We start from the raw sequence: 13,981 nt of genomic DNA on the forward strand, positions 1-13,981 counted from the left end.
TCTCCACGGGACGCGAGGTTCGTCGCGTGAAGGCGGGACGCGGCCCCAAGCACGTCACGGTCGGCACGGTCGTTCTCTGAAATGGCATGGGGCGAACAGGCGTGGGGATGAACGAGGATAGGCCAGGATGGGGCGTTGGGCATTGGATGCTGGCGATCGGCCTCGTCTTCACCGTGATCTACGCGCTGTCGCAGGATACGGGGAGCACTCACCTGCTCAATCCGCTCTGGCATCCGCACGCTCGGTTCCACCTGGCGCAGATGCTGGCCATGTTGACGATCATGGTCGCGACAGGACTGTGGCTCCTGGCGCGCGGGGGCCGTCCCGGGGTGATCGCGGCGGCAGCGCTGCTGATCGCGTTCTGGTCGCCGATGCTGTGGATTTCGTTCCTGCTCCCCGGGCTTTCCCCGCTCGCGGGCCCGTCCATCCCGGTGCTGCGGCTCGGCGGCCTGACCATCTACGTCAACATCCTGCTCGCGGCGGTCGGAACGGCCTGGGCGTCGATCGGGTGGCGGCTGGCCGGTCGATTCCATGACCGCGCTTGACGCAAGCGGTGCCGACGATCGCCGGCACCACGCAGCTAAGCGGCCGTCAGCGAAGCGATCAGCGCCTTCAGCGCGGCCGTGACGTTACGGTTTTCCGGGTGGTAGAGATGCCATCCCGCGATCGGCCGACACCAATCGCCCAGTACGGACACCAAGGCGCCCGAAGCGAGATCCTCGGCGACATCCGTCTCGCTCATATAGGCGATGCCGACCCCGCCGCGAGCGGCGGCCGTGATCAGCTCGTCGGAGTTCAGCGTCAGTTGGCCTTGACCCGAAACCGAGACCTCCTGCGGGTCCTTGGCGAGCTTCCACGGATGAACGGCACCGCTTCCGGTGTGCCGGCGATTGATCAGGCGATGGTCGTGCAGATCGCGCGGGGAAGAAGGTTTACCGTGCCGCTCGAAATAGTCGGGAGAGCCGACGATGACACCGTGGAGATCGCCACCGATCCTAACGGCGACCATGTCGTGGGCCAGGCTTTCTCCGAGCCGGATCCCGGCGTCGAAGCCTTCCTTGACGATGTCGACGAACGCGTCGTTGACGTTCACCTCCAGTTTCACGTCCGGGTACGACAGGGCGAAGGTGGCCAGCCGGGGTGCCACCAGCATGGTGCCCGCAAGACGCGGCACGGTGAGCCTGACCGTGCCGCGCGGCATGTCGCGGAATGCGTTCACGCGTTCCAGGGCGCCCGCGACCGCGCGGAACGCCGGGGCCACGTCGGCCAGCAGATCCGCTCCGGCCTCGGTCAACGCAACGGTTCGTGTCGTGCGGTTCAGCAGGCGAACGCCAAGCCGATCCTCAAGCGACCGGAGCGAATGGCTCAGCGTGGACGGTGTGAGGCGAAGACGCGCGGCCGCGCGCCTGAAACTTCGCTCCTCCGCGATCGCAATGAACACCGCGAGCTCCGCATGATCGTTAAGAGCCATGATTGGTGAACCTGATTCAACGTTCGCACAGCGAACTGTACGATCGTACCGCACGCTGGATCGGCTTCAAAGTCGAGAACGTCGAACCTCGTTCTTTTTTGACGGACGCGGCTGTCCAATTGATGAATGGAGTCCATCAAGGCGCGCGAAACAATGCGATTTCTCTAGAATAGTCGAGGTGTTATGTCTGACATCGATGCATAGGACGGCTTCCGCATGATCGGTTCGCTCCCACCTGTACGAGCCCATATACCGCAAGCGCTTCTTCGGCGTCGACGCGGCGACCTGATCGCTGATAGCGCTGGTTGCGGAACAATCGGTCGCGCTGTCTGGAACGCGTGTCGCGCACCCTCCCTGAACGGTGGTCTCTCATGATGAATGACCCCTTGGGCGCGTTGCTTCTCCATGCGATGGCGTTTGGCGTACTAGGTGTCTTCGTCGTCGCCCTGCTCGAACGCGTCGTGCCCGTCCTGCCCTCATACGGCCTGTACGCCGCGATCGGCATGGCCTCCGCGCAGGGTCTGATTTGCCTGTCCGCCGCGATGGTGGCGTCGGTCGCGGGTGGGGCCGCAGGGTCGCTGGCCATGTTCGGGCTCGGCGGAGCACTGGCCAAGTCGGGGCCCCGACCGGGCCGGAGGCGATTTGGCTGTCTCGCGCTCGATCGGCGTCGGCTCGTCAGGTTGCGAAGTAGAGCCCGGCGCAACCGAGTGCTGTTTCCCTTCTCGGCGCAGCTAGTACCCGCCCTTCGTTTTCTCGCGCCCGGGCTAAGCGGCGCGGCCAGGATCGAGCCGGTCGTGTTCGTGCTCGCGTCGGGCGCGGGAATCCTCGTTTGGAACGGGACATTCATGGGGCTCGGTTTTATCGCGGCACGTGCCGGCGCCGCCGACAACGCGACATGCCTGGGTCTGTCGATCGTCCTCGCGTTCGTCGCGGTCGCCGCCACGATGGGGCTAATGCAAAAGCTGAATAAGTCCGCTTCCAGTCCAGCCACCGTCGCTCGCGGGCAGTTCAACGGTCAATTGTCGTAATAGGTGAGTTAGCTTCATCGGTGCGCACGAAACAACGCAGCTTATCACGGCCAATCCGGCGGCTATGTTTCGTGTTAATCCATCAAGACAGGCTTTGCATGACCGATATGCCCTCATCCGTCCGTGACGGTTTTCCGGTTTCCGGGTTGGCGGCGATGGAGCGGGACGGCCCGCTCGTTCATTGGCAGTTCCAACGTCGCGCCCTGCGGCCGGCGGACGTCGCGATCGACATCCTGTTCTGCGGAATCTGCCATAGCGACCTGCACGCGATCGGAAAATGGGGACAGGAGTTCCCGCTAGTCCCCGGCCATGAGATCGTCGGCCGCGTCACCGACTGCGGCGACGGCGTGACCGGCTTCAAGCGCGGCGATATCGTCGCGGTCGGCACGGTCGTCGATTCCTGCCGCGTGTGCGCGCCCTGCCTGCGGGACGAGGAGCCGTACTGCCTGGAATTTCCCACCACGACCTATGACGGCGTCGACCGGGTAGACGGCACCCGTACCCGCGGCGGTTTCTCGACCACCTATGTGTGCGACGAGCGGTTCGTCCATCATCTGCCCGACGGCCTCGATCCGGCAGGCGCGGCACCGCTGGTGTGCGCCGGCATCACGACCTACTCCGCGCTTCGGCATTGGGATGCCGGTCCCGGCAAGCGCATCGGCGTGATCGGCATCGGCGGGCTGGGTCACCTGGCGATCAAGTTCGCCTCAGCGATGGGTGCGGAAGTCGTCGCCTTCACGCGGTCGGCCGACAAGGCACGCGAGGCTAAGCGGCTCGGCGCTGACGAGGTCGTCCTTTCAACCGATCCGGTGCAGATGCGCGACCAGGCCCACCGGATCGACGTCATCATCGATACCGTTTCGGACGGCTACCCGATGGACCCTTATCTTCAGACCCTGACCATCGGTGGCACGCTCGTGTCCCTCGGGATTCCGGACGCGTTCGATGCCAAGCCGTATATCCTGGCGATGGCACGCCGAAGCATCGCCAGTTCGGGCGTCGGCGGTACCCGCGAAGTGCGCGAGATGCTCGAATTCTGCGCCGCGCGCGGCATTACCGCCGACGTTGAAATAGTCCGGCCGGACCAGGTCGACGAGGCGCTCGCCCGGCTCGCGGCAGGTGATGTGAAGTACCGGTTCGTCATAGACATGCAGGCGTTCGAGTAATGGCCGACAGCCTCGGCTCCATGCGCCGCGGCCGATGCACGCGCGCCCGTGTCCGTCTGATCGCAGCCACCAGCGCGGCGGCATCCGCCGGCGGCGGCCTCGGACATCCGGAAGCAGCCGGGACGTGAGGATCAGCCGGCGCGAAGCCGTGATGTCGCTTGCGGTCGCAGCGGCGGCGCGCGGCCTGATCTACTCGGGTAGCGCAGGAGCACAGGAGGGGGACTCGGTCGTCGTTTGTCCGGCAGGAGCGGTGCGCGGGCGGCGCAAAGGCGCGCTGAACGTCTATACCGGCATTCCGTATGGCGCGCCGACTGGCGGTGCCGCGCGTTATCGGCGTTCCGTGCCTGCTCTCCGCTGGCCGGGCGTTTTCGACGCGACCCGCACGCCAACGGTCTCCCCGCAGGCTACAGCCACGCCCGACGAGCTGCTCGCCGCCCGAGGCAAGTCAGCCGCCGACTGGCCGCAGGCCGTGCCGTTCAAAGGTGTGCTGGATTCCCGAGTGCTGCCGGTGTTGCCGATCGATGCCGTCGCGCGTGGCTCGGCGCGAGACGTGGACCTGCTGCTCGGCTGGTGCCGCGACGAGACCCGGATGATGGTCCCCCCGCAGGTGGCCGGCGATTCCGCCTTCGTGCCGCCGACGTTCAAGGCGACGGCCGAGCAAATGAAAAAGGCCAGAGGCGTCTACGCCGAAGCCGATCCCAGCCTTTCCGTTGCCGATCCGACCTACAAGGTAACGACCGCCGAGACATTCGGCATGACCAGCCTCCGCCTGACCGATGCGCAGGTGGCCTCTGGCGGCGAGGTGTTCAAATACCGGCTCGACTACAAGGTCGAGAACGGGCCGTTCGGCGACAAGACCCCGCACGGCTTCGACGTGCCGATGGTCTTCGAGCAGTTCGATCATCGGCTCGCTCGGCTCAATGGTTTTTCCCGAGCGGACGCGCCGATGGGCGCGACCATGCGCGCGGTCTGGTCGTCGTTCATTCGCACCGGCGTGGTCGACGCCGGTCTCCCGCAATGGCCGACCTACGACCTGCGTCAGGAAAGCACGATGATCATCGATCGTGTTCCCCGGGTCGAGCGTCACCTCGAAATGCTCGATCGGGTAGCTTGGCAAGGTGCGTTGTGATCGCGGCGGCGGATGCTGCGAGCGCACCGGCACCCGGCGGCCCGCGATGTTCGCCCAAGCCTGCTTGTCGGTCGGCGTCTCGCACGTGCCGTCGGCGCCTTGGCGGCGGTGCCGCGCCAAGCTCGACTGCGGGGCGAGCGGTGAACTACAAGATGCGCTGGCGCTGCAGCCGAGCCGAGCGGGTCGGTTCCGCCGACGCGCTGAACCTGCCCCCGTACCGGCGTCGATGTCGACGTCCGCCCGCGCGGACGGTGATCGACGATCATGCAGGAAGCGGCACGCGCATCGACGACCCGACACCGGGCGAAGCTGGTCGGGTCGGCGAGCAGATACATGCTCAATCCCCGGGGCATTGGCATACGATCTTAGGCCTGGGTTTCGTTGCGGCATTCGTCGCCTTGGGTCACTCGCTTGGTACCTCCGTCGACTCCGCACCGGTCGGCTATATCGGCGCGTGCATCGTGGTTCTTGCCTTGGTGTCGCTCTACTCTTCAGTTATCCGCAAGCGCTGAGAGGGCACCGGAACTTCTTGGCCGACCTGATGAGCCTTTTATCAAAGCCATTGTTCGAAGGAGCCCGACATGCTCGTTGACCCCGCCGCCGCAAGTGCTTCTCCCAGCGGCGACCGTCTTTCGCCGAAACGGCTTCCCCGCCCGCGACTCCGCGGCTCCGCCTCCCTTTGCCTGGCGTCCGCAACCATGTTCGGTCTCTCGGTAGCACCCGCGTCGGCGCAAGAAGAAGCCGCGCCACGTCGCACACGGGTGGTCCTCGGGCCTCAGCTCGTGCCGAGCTTTCCGGGATCTTCCGATCATCGGCTCCAGCCCTTGGTCGATGTCGCACGGGCGCGGGGTGACGCGCCGTTCGAGTTCACGGCCGCGGATGAGAGCTTCGGCTTCCCGGCGTTCAGCCAAAGCGGCTTCTCCGTCGGACCGTCACTCAGCTTCGAGGGCAGCCGACCCGCTCGGGACGTCGGTGGAGAACTGCCCAGGATCGGCAACACGGTAGAGGTGGGCGGGTTCGCGCAATATCAGCTGCGCCCCGATTTCCGGGTACGCGTCGAAGGTCGCAGGGGTCTGGGCGGCCATCGTGGATGGGTCGGGGCCGTCAGCGCGGATTATATCGCGCGGCGGGCCGACGATTATCTCGTCTCCTTAGGTCCACGCGTTACCTTCGCCGACGGGCGGCATCACCGCGCCTTCTTCGGCGTCGCTCCGCAGGATGCCGCTCCGTCCGGACTGCCCGCCTTTCGTCCCGAGGGCGGAGTCCAGGCCGTCGGTGCCGCCACCACGGTGCTACGTCAACTCACCCGGCGTTGGGGCATCTACGGCTACGCGCGATACGATCGCCTGGTACGCGATGCCGGTCGTTCGCCGGTCGTGCGTGCCTTTGGATCGCGCGATCAGGTCTCGGGAGGCGTGGCCCTGAGCTACACGTTCGGCGGTCGCGACCGATGATCTCGGCGTCGCCGGTTCGCTCGTCCGGCCCGATCGCTCAGGCGCTGACCGATGCTTCGTGGGAATGCCGGCAGGGTCCCGTCGGCAGCGATCGATCATCCTCCGGTGCCAGGCCTGCGCTCGGTACGGGCTCGCGGAGCACGGATGCCGGTCGGCCGCGCCGCTCGGAACGGGCGGCAGCTATTTCGTCGGTGACGATCGCAGGTTCGCCGTATCGCTCCCGTTCGGACTGGATTGATGATCCGGACCCAACAAGGCGCGTGGGATAAGGTGGCTTATCACGAACGATGCGACAGCTATGATCCAGGCCGACGCATTGAGCAGGTGTCGTATGATCGGGTCGCTTCCATCCGCAATCGGTGTTTCTCCTCCTTTCGGGCTTGCCATGATGGAACGCGGAACTCAGGTCACGTTGCCGACCGACATCGTATTCACGGTGCCGGCGGGCGCCCCGCCCAACTCCTACGAATACGTGCATCTGTTCGACGATCCCGACCGGCACGGCCCATATTGCACGTTCGTCAGATGGCATCCGGGCTTCATGAGCGCTCCCCACACCTACCGTACCGATCGCATCTGCGCGGTGATCTCGGGCACGTGGTGGGTTGATGGCGGGGCCGATTACAACCCGGCGGAAAGCAGGCCGGTGGGAGCCGGTGGTTTCGTCCTCAGGGTGGCGAAGACGCCGCATTATGACGGTGTGATCTCGACCGGGATCGAACCCGTGACGGTCGCGATATTCGGGACCGGCCCGGTCTGCGCCGAGTTCCTCGCGCCCGACCTCCCGTTGCTAAGGCAAGCCTGACGTGGGTGCCGTTCCTGAAACCCGGCGCGCGGGATCATCAGGACCATGACATCCGGTGACGAACCAGGGCGGTCGCCAGCTGTTGCGGTGCGTCCAGCTTCGGGGACCGACGCCGGACCGCTCCACGTGGGACGGGCGTAACCCCGGCCTATCTGTCGTTTACTCGATCGCTTGAGGTTTCGACCATGTCATCAACAGGTTCGACCACGACCATGTCATCGCCAAGCGCGAGCGTCGTCACGCCCGACCGGAACGGCGAGGACCCGGTGATCACCGTCGCCCAAGGCCGTGTTCGCGGCAAGGTGGCCAGGGACGGCGCGCGTTTCTTCCTCGGCGTCCCCTATGCGGCGCCGCCGGTCGGCGCGCGGCGCTTCGCGGTTCCCCACGAACCCGCATCCTGGTCCGACGTCCGCGACGCGCGTGTCCCCGGCCCGAGCGCGCCGCAATCGAGCATCTCGTTCCCCAAGATCGATATGCTTCCCCTGGCGGGCGACGGCTGGACGAAGGGCGACGACTATCTGACGCTGAACGTCTGGACGCCGCACGACGCGACCGGGTGCCCGGTGATGTTGTGGATCCATGGCGGCGGCGGAACCGTCGGCAAGAAGGACATCCCCGTCAACGACGGCGCGGCGTTCGCACGATCGGGAGTCGTGTACGTCGCCATCAATTTCCGCATGGGCGTCGAGGGCTTCCTTCCCGTACCGGGTGCGCCGACCAATCTGGCGCTCCGCGACATGCAGGCGGCGCTGCGTTGGGTGCAGGCCAACATCGCGGCGTTCGGCGGCGATCCGAACAACGTCACCATCTTCGGGGAGTCGGCCGGGGGCATGCACGTCGCCTCGCTGCTCGGGTCGCCGCTTTCCCAAGGCCTGTTCGCGCGGGCGATCGTGCAGAGCGGCCATGGTTCAGGCCTGTATCCGATCGATATCGCCCGACGGACGGTCGACCGCGTCGCGAAGCTGCTCAAGATCCGCGCCGATGCCGAAAGTTTCCGGCAGGTCGCCCCGGAGGCGCTGCTCAACGCGCAAGGCAAGGTGATGGGACCGGTCGGCCTCGATCTCCGGAACGCAGACGGCTTCGACCCCAATTTCCGGCTGAACCGGTTCAACTCGGTCTATGGCGACGACGTCCTACCGGTCGATCCGTTGACGGCGCTCAGGAAGGGTGCCGGCACCGACGTCGACCTGCTGATCGGGGCCTGTCGGCAGGAAGGCAATCTCTGGTTCGTGCCCACCAGCCTGCAAGGGCGCATCCCGGGCTTCGCCGCGCGCTGGCTGCTCGGGAAGACCATGCCTCGAGCGTCCGAGGTCCTGAAAGCCTATGGGCTGGGGCAACCGGGCATGGGCGGTGGCGGAGCCGCATTGAACCGGGCCCTTACCGACCTCGCCTTCCGGTGGCCGTCACGCCAGTTCGCGGCGGCACACCGAGGCCGAACCCATGTGTTCGAATTCGACTGGATGTCCCCGGCCCTCGACGGGAAGCTTGGTGCCTGCCACGGGGTGGACCTGCCCTTCGTATTCGACACCCTCGACGTGGCTTCGGGGCCGCGCGGCATCCTCGGCGAGAACCCGCCTCAAGCCCTCGCGACCAGGGTGCATGCGCTGTGGGCGGGCTTCGCCAGGACGGGCGGACTTCCATGGCCGGAGTTCGACGAACAAAGCCGAGCCGTCCATCGGCTCAGCGTGGACACGACGATCCAAGAGGAAGTCATGCCTGCGAGTGTGTTTCTGCCAAGTTGAGACGGCGACCGATCTGAAGGGTCTTGCAGTTCCGGACTCGGCCGGTGCGCTTGCGTCCTCACCCGCGTGAGTCTTTCATGGACGAGGCTGATCGATTTCGGGTTTGCGCGCGAGGGGCTGGCGGCCAGCTAAGCGCGAGCGAGCGTCCCTCGGTCGACCCGGGGCTGATGCTCAGGAGGCCGCCTGTCAACTGTCGACTGTCGGCTGTCTCATCGGCATCCTCTTGAAACGGCGCTATGGACCGAGGTGCACTTCAACTCCGCCTATTGCTCGTGCTGCCGGATCGATCCCTTCGACTAAGTCCCCGACCGCTCGATGTCCCTCCGGAGCCGGCACCGCTTGATCATGCGAGGCCTTTCATCGTGCGATGTCGCCCAGACCGGCCAGCTTGAGCGTGTCTCGGCGGAGCCGGTCTTGTAGGGCGGCGATGGCCTCCGAGCCGTCTTCGGATGGATCGACGGTAACGCGGAACGGTCGCCTGCCGCGAGGGGCATCGACGATACGGAGGATGGCGCGCCCGACCTCGGTCGGGTCGGCGTCGTCCGGTTCGAACGCTTCGACGGCGGCCATTACCTTCGCCTCCAGATCTCCCGTGGGGCCGTCGCGATAAGCGCTCGCGACGGCCGCGTCGGAGGGCTGCATCGCATGCTGGAAATGGTTGGTGCCGCCGGTGAAGGCGCCCGGAACGACGATCGCGCTCTCGATGCCGAACCGAGCGACTTCCAGCGCGTAGCTGATCGCGAGCTGCTCCATCGCCGCTTTCACTGCAAAGTAAGGCCCGAGCAGGGGCGGCCAGTTCGCCCGGACCGTGGTGCTCGACACCCAGAGCAGCAGGCCCTCCCCGCGGTCGCGCATGTGAGGCAGCACCGCCCGGTTCACGCGTTGCGTTCCGAGGACGTTGCTGTCGTAGAGGCTCGCGAGCTGTTCGACGCTGAAGGCCTCCGTCGGCCCGAGGTTCATGTGGCCGGCATTATGGACGACGACGTCGAGGGGACCATCGGACAGGACGAGCCCGACCGCCGCGTCCACCGACGCCTGGTCGCCGATGTCCATCTCGAGCGGTCGGAGCGAGAGCTTCTCGTCCGCGGCGACGCGGTGGTATTCGTCGGTCACGGGGCGGTTCCGCCCTTCGCTTTCCCGCATGGTCGCATAAACCCGGTGCCCGGCGCGGGCCAGCTCCAGCGCCGCCATGCGACCAAAGCCGCTGGAGGTGCCGGTGATCAGGACGGAGCTACCCACGCGCGGACTCCCGGCTGTCGTTGGGTCGCATCATGCGCGCATTCAGCTCCGCCTTGGCGCGGTCGGGCAGGAGATGCAGGATCGCGCGCTCGAGCGTGTTGAGCCAGCCCGGCGACACCTGCGCCGCACCGGCCTTCATCGCCGCCCAGCCCGCGCGGGCGGGAGCGGCCGCCGGGTCTTTGGCGGCGGCGCCCGTCGGCGTGTCCGTCGTCCCCGCCCGTTCCCAGAAGTCGGACTCGGTCACGCCGGGCATCAGGCAGGTGACCGTCACGCCCGTGTCGTGCAGTTCGTTACGCAGCGCATAACTGAAGTTGTCCAGGAAGGCTTTGGAGGCGTTGTATGCCGCCTGATACGCGCCCGGGATCAGCCCGGCGATCGAGCCCGTGATGAGGATGCGTCCGCCGCCCTGGTCGCGCATCCGGCGGCCGACGCGCTGAAGCAGGTCGAGCGTGCCGACGCAATTGGTCTCGATCAGGGTTCGCACCGCCGCGAAATCCTGATCGAGAAAGCCCTGACCAAGCCCGTGGCCCGCGTTGGCGCAGAGAACGTCCATGCGGCGCCGGCCGATCCGCTCGTCCAGCGCAGCGACGCCCTCGGCCGTGGACAGATCGGCGATGACCGTCTCGACCGAGGCGCCGGCGAGCTCGTTCAGAGCATCGGCAAAGGGCCGGTCCGCGGCGAGCAGCAGGGTATAGCCGTCCGCGGCGGCGAGTTTCGCCAGTTCCAGCCCGATCCCGGACGAGGAACCAGTGACGACGGCGAGAGGTGGTTGGGTCACGGTCTGATCCTTTCGAGCTTACAGGGACGCACCGCCCGACACCTCTATACGCTGGGCGTTGACCCAGCGGTTCGCGTCGCCGAGCAGCGCCGCGATCATCGGGCCGACATCGTCGGCCACGCCGACGCGGCCGAGCGCGGTCGTGTCGGCGATCATCTTGTTCATCTGCGGGTTGTCGCGCACCATGCCGCCGGCGAAGTCGGTCGCGATCGCGCCGGGCGCGACCGTGTTGGCGCTGATCCCGCGCGAGCCCAGCTCCTTGGCGAGATAGCGGGTGAATACCTCGATGCCGCCCTTCATCATCGCGTAAGCCGCAAAGCCCGGGGTCGAGAAGCGCGTAAGGCCGCTCGACACGTTGACGATGCGGCCCCCGTCGGCGATCAGCGGCAGCAGCGCCTGGGTCAAGAAGAACGCGCCCTTGAGCTGCACGGCGACGATGTCGTCGAAATCGGCCTCCGTCACGTCGCCGATCTTGCCGAAATGGCTGGTGCCGGCATTGTTGACGAGGAAGTCGAAGCGGTCTCGATTCCACCGATCGGCCAGAGCGCGCTTTACCTCGTCGGCGAAGTCACCGACTCGCCCCGTCTGGCCCACGTCCAGTTGCAATGCGATGCCGTTCGCACCGGCTGCTTCGACTTCGCGCACGGTCGCATCGGCTTCGTCCTTATTCGAGTGATAGGTGACGATCGAGTCGACACCGGTTCGCGCCAGAGCGATGACGGTGTTGCGTCCGAGGCCGCGGCTACCCCCGGTGACGATCGCGATACGTGAACTTTCGGGCATGGTGATCCTCTCGTTGCCTGACCTCCCATATACGCTTGAGTGGCGTCACCCGATTGCCAGCGACTCCGAACAAGTTGCCTGTTTCTCCAGTGGCTGATCCGGGTTAAGTGCCTGGTCCATGATTGAATCCAAGGCAGCCATGATTCGAATGCTGAACCGGCTCACGATCGGCGACAGCGCATTGACGGTGCCGCTGCCGGGCCTGTCCATCATCCACTACGACGAGCCCGGTCGCGTACGGCATGAACTCTATACGCCCGTCCTATGCATGGTGCTGCGAGGGGCCAAGCAGATTGCGCTCGGTGATCAGGTTCACGTGGTCGGCGCTGGGCAGGGATTGCTGGTCAGCGCCGAGGTGCCGGTCATTGCCCGCGTCGAGGCCAGCCCCGCCCAGCCCTATCTGGCCGTCGCCGTCGATCTCGATCTCGCGCTGCTCGACGATATCGCCCTGCAGGCCGGCGTGCATGAGGTCGTGGATGGGTCAAAAAGTTCCCTTGCCGTTCTGCCTCGGCCTGACGAAAGATTGCTCGACTGTCTCGCTCGTATCGTCGAGCTGACACGGCGGGCGCATGAGGCGGCGATCCTGATGCCCGGCCTGCTGCGCGAGTTGCACTATCTGCTTCTCCGGGGTCCGCTCGGGGGGACGCTGCGGCGCATGGCGCGACCGGACGGCCATCACCGGCGCATCGGCAGGGCGATCGCGCTACTCACGAATACGTTCCACGACGCCCTGCCGATCGCGACGCTCGCCGCCGCCGCCGGGATGAGCGTTTCCGCCTTTCACCACCACTTCAAGGCGGTAACCGGCTGCTCGCCTCGGCAGTTTCAAAAGCAGCTGCGCCTGCTCGAGGCCAGGCGGCTGATCCAGATGGAAGGTGCCAGCGCCCGCCGCGCCGCGTTCACGGTCGGCTATGCCAGTGCCCAGCAGTTCACGCGCGACCACGCCCGGCAGTTCGGCGCACCCCCTCGGCGCAGCCTACACGGTGCGGCCGAACCAGCCATGCTGGTCGGCTAAGCTGTGCGCCGCGCGCCCTGGCATGACTCACGGCGCCACTCCCGCTGGTCAGTTCCGCATTTCTGTTCGCGCAACACCGCAATGATCTGTCTCTCGCTGAACTCGCCTTTTCCACGTCCGTCCGCTCACGAAAGCGAACTTCGGCTCAAACTGGCGGACCGTCATTCGCGGCGATCCGACCCCGACATTCGCAATCCGCAAACTCGGTCAGGACTCTTTCGGGTACGGACGGCAGCCAAAGCAGCCAGGGGCGCGGCTTGACGCGCTTGCCAATTACACCCACCGGCTGCCCGGCGCCTCTAGCCGGGATGGTAATCGCCAAAGTGTTGGACAGAAGGTCAGCCGCAGCCGCCGTGGCCGTACGGGGACGTCCCGAGCCACTCGTGAGCGAGTTGCAGAATGAGCCACGGCCGCAAGGTCGGTCCGCTGGCATTACGCCCGTTTCAACCAGCGCAGACCACCGCGTCGCGGTTGCGCGCGAGCGTCGTGAGCGGATGCGAACGCGGCTTCTGGAAGCAACCCTGAGTGTCTGGGCCGCAGAGGACGGCGTCAACGAAGCGACCGTAATCAGGCATGTCATAGATGCTGCGGGAGTGTCCCGGGCCACCTTCTACAAACATTTCTCGTCTCTCGACGAAGCTGCCGCTGCTTTAGGCAGCGATCTTTCCGACGAGATGGTGGAGGAGTTAAGCCCGATCCAGCGTGCGGTCACTGATCCGCTGATGCGCGCGAGTGTCGGTATTCAGTTCTTCCTTTGGCGCGGGTTCCACGACCGGACCTGGGGGCGATTCGTATCCCGAAGCCACCATGTGGTGGTCGAAAGGTCGAAGTTCATAAGGCATGTCGGCGAGGATCTGCGTAACGGCTTGGAAGGCGGAGCATTCGCGTTCACACGCTCTGACGCCGCGCTGACGTTGAACAACGGCTCGCTCAAGGAGGGGATCGCGGCGCTGAGCCGCGGCCTTGGCGACCCGGCCTCGTTCATCGAGGCGTTGGCGTCGATGATCCTTCTCGGTTTCGGCGTGGACCGCACGGTCGCGTCGACGGCAGTTCAGGAAGGTGCCGACATTCTACGAGAACGCGCGCCCTCGCTATACGCATGGTGGCCGGCCGAAAATCTACGCGTGCCTTGAACCAGCTCCGACAAGGCTGGCCGCAATCGCACGCGACAGCCTTGATGGCGAGGCTTGCACTGGGAACCGAGTCATAGTAGACACTCTGTAACCCAACTCAGATGGGCAGAGGAGAGCGAAATGGCAACTGCACTAGTCGCACCGGACGTCGACATCCTGGATCGTCGTAACACCGCGAAGACATACGACGAGGGGGTTCGCTACGCGATGGATCTCGTGGAACAGCATTTCCACGAGG

At 65.9% G+C, this 13,981-nt stretch carries 14 protein-coding genes; 10 read left to right on the plus strand and 4 right to left on the minus strand.

Features of this window, described 5'->3' with window-relative positions; translation table 11 throughout:
- The first annotated feature begins 107 nt into the window (after positions 1 to 107).
- Complete coding sequence (locus ACFE7F_RS14300; protein WP_375404525.1) at positions 108 to 545, plus strand: hypothetical protein; 438 nt, start codon at positions 108 to 110, stop codon at positions 543 to 545.
- A gap of 35 nt (positions 546 to 580) precedes the next feature.
- On the opposite strand, the gene ACFE7F_RS14305 is transcribed toward ACFE7F_RS14300, so the two are convergent.
- Positions 581 to 1,441: a LysR family transcriptional regulator gene (locus ACFE7F_RS14305; RefSeq protein WP_375404526.1), complete on the minus strand. Its 861-nt coding sequence runs from the start codon at positions 1,439 to 1,441 to the stop codon at positions 581 to 583.
- 401 nt (positions 1,442 to 1,842) lie between these two features.
- Between ACFE7F_RS14305 and ACFE7F_RS14310 the strand changes: the two genes are divergently transcribed.
- The 7 genes from ACFE7F_RS14310 to ACFE7F_RS14340 all read left to right on the plus strand — a co-directional run bounded on the left by ACFE7F_RS14310 (position 1,843) and on the right by ACFE7F_RS14340 (position 8,795).
- On the plus strand, positions 1,843 to 2,499 hold the full coding sequence (locus ACFE7F_RS14310; RefSeq protein ID WP_375404527.1) for a DedA family protein: 657 nt from the start codon (positions 1,843 to 1,845) through the stop codon (positions 2,497 to 2,499).
- Positions 2,500 to 2,654: 155 nt separating this feature from the next.
- On the plus strand, positions 2,655 to 3,665 hold the full coding sequence (locus tag ACFE7F_RS14315; RefSeq protein ID WP_375404538.1) for an NAD(P)-dependent alcohol dehydrogenase: 1,011 nt from the start codon (positions 2,655 to 2,657) through the stop codon (positions 3,663 to 3,665).
- Positions 3,666 to 3,789: 124 nt separating this feature from the next.
- Positions 3,790 to 4,794: a carboxylesterase family protein gene (locus tag ACFE7F_RS14320; protein WP_375404528.1), complete on the plus strand. Its 1,005-nt coding sequence runs from the start codon at positions 3,790 to 3,792 to the stop codon at positions 4,792 to 4,794.
- Positions 4,795 to 4,934: 140 nt separating this feature from the next.
- Positions 4,935 to 5,306 (plus strand): hypothetical protein, encoded by a 372-nt coding sequence (locus tag ACFE7F_RS14325; RefSeq protein ID WP_375404529.1) that lies wholly within the window; start codon positions 4,935 to 4,937, stop codon positions 5,304 to 5,306.
- A gap of 186 nt (positions 5,307 to 5,492) precedes the next feature.
- On the plus strand, positions 5,493 to 6,248 hold the full coding sequence (locus ACFE7F_RS14330) for a MipA/OmpV family protein (protein ID WP_375404530.1): 756 nt from the start codon (positions 5,493 to 5,495) through the stop codon (positions 6,246 to 6,248).
- A gap of 298 nt (positions 6,249 to 6,546) precedes the next feature.
- Positions 6,547 to 7,053, plus strand: coding sequence for a hypothetical protein (locus ACFE7F_RS14335; protein WP_375404531.1), 507 nt, complete (start codon positions 6,547 to 6,549; stop codon positions 7,051 to 7,053).
- 212 nt (positions 7,054 to 7,265) lie between these two features.
- Entirely contained in the window at positions 7,266 to 8,795 is a 1,530-nt protein-coding gene (locus ACFE7F_RS14340) for a carboxylesterase/lipase family protein (RefSeq protein WP_375404532.1), read from the plus strand.
- Positions 8,796 to 9,152: 357 nt separating this feature from the next.
- Here the strand turns inward: ACFE7F_RS14340 and ACFE7F_RS14345 are convergent, their stop codons facing one another.
- From ACFE7F_RS14345 to ACFE7F_RS14355, 3 genes are read right to left on the minus strand one after another with little or no spacing between them, the layout of a single operon-like run.
- The gene (locus ACFE7F_RS14345) at positions 9,153 to 10,034 is read right to left on the minus strand and encodes an SDR family oxidoreductase (protein WP_375404533.1); all 882 of its coding nucleotides are present in this window, start codon (positions 10,032 to 10,034) and stop codon (positions 9,153 to 9,155) included.
- On the minus strand, positions 10,027 to 10,812 hold the full coding sequence (locus ACFE7F_RS14350; protein ID WP_375404534.1) for an SDR family NAD(P)-dependent oxidoreductase: 786 nt from the start codon (positions 10,810 to 10,812) through the stop codon (positions 10,027 to 10,029). The genes ACFE7F_RS14345 and ACFE7F_RS14350 overlap by 8 nt, the downstream gene beginning before the upstream one ends.
- 18 nt (positions 10,813 to 10,830) lie before the next feature.
- Complete coding sequence (locus ACFE7F_RS14355; RefSeq protein ID WP_375404535.1) at positions 10,831 to 11,595, minus strand: SDR family oxidoreductase; 765 nt, start codon at positions 11,593 to 11,595, stop codon at positions 10,831 to 10,833.
- Between the two features lie 118 nt (positions 11,596 to 11,713).
- Between ACFE7F_RS14355 and ACFE7F_RS14360 the strand changes: the two genes are divergently transcribed.
- Both ACFE7F_RS14360 and ACFE7F_RS14365 read left to right on the plus strand, forming a co-directional pair.
- The gene (locus tag ACFE7F_RS14360) at positions 11,714 to 12,610 is read left to right on the plus strand and encodes an AraC family transcriptional regulator N-terminal domain-containing protein (protein ID WP_375404536.1); all 897 of its coding nucleotides are present in this window, start codon (positions 11,714 to 11,716) and stop codon (positions 12,608 to 12,610) included.
- Positions 12,611 to 12,993: 383 nt separating this feature from the next.
- Entirely contained in the window at positions 12,994 to 13,743 is a 750-nt protein-coding gene (locus ACFE7F_RS14365) for a TetR/AcrR family transcriptional regulator (RefSeq protein ID WP_375404537.1), read from the plus strand.
- The last annotated feature ends 238 nt before the right edge of the window (positions 13,744 to 13,981 follow it).

It is taken from the genome of uncultured Sphingomonas sp. (assembly GCF_964235535.1).
Lineage (GTDB): Bacteria > Pseudomonadota > Alphaproteobacteria > Sphingomonadales > Sphingomonadaceae > Sphingomonas.